Source organism: Streptomyces graminilatus (assembly GCF_001418565.1).
Lineage (GTDB): Bacteria > Actinomycetota > Actinomycetes > Streptomycetales > Streptomycetaceae > Streptomyces > Streptomyces graminilatus.
In genome coordinates this window covers 1-352 of sequence record NZ_LIQQ01000607.1, presented here as the reverse complement: position 1 = coordinate 352, position 352 = coordinate 1, and the positions used below count along the sequence as shown (strand labels likewise).

At 71.6% G+C, this 352-nt stretch carries 1 protein-coding gene; it reads left to right on the top strand.

All coding sequences use genetic code 11. From position 1 onward, the window contains the following. The coding region (locus AOK08_RS48045) for a SchA/CurD-like domain-containing protein (protein WP_277816059.1) at window positions 1-352 on the top strand (352 nt) is incomplete at both ends.

Genomic DNA, 352 nt, shown 5'->3' with positions numbered 1-352 from the left:
GAGGTGCGGGCGGTCGAGGAGGCCATCAACCCGTACCTGGAACAGGACCGGGACCTCAGCGACCCCGACTCGGCGCGCGTCTTCTTCACCCGCGCGGCGCTCCCGGCCGTCCACCACGTGGTCTCCGGCGAGAAGGCACCCGCCGGTCTGAAGAGGCACGCGCTGTTCTACCCGGCGAAGAAGGACCGCGGGATGGACCTGGCCCGGCTCCTCGCCCACCAGGACGAGGCCGCCGCGGACGACCCGTCCTCCCCGGTGTACGGCAGCACCGTCTTCCAGCGGGATGACATCGTTGTCAGGCTCGTCGACATGACCGGCGAGCTCGACGCCGACCCCGTCGCCTCCCTCGGCC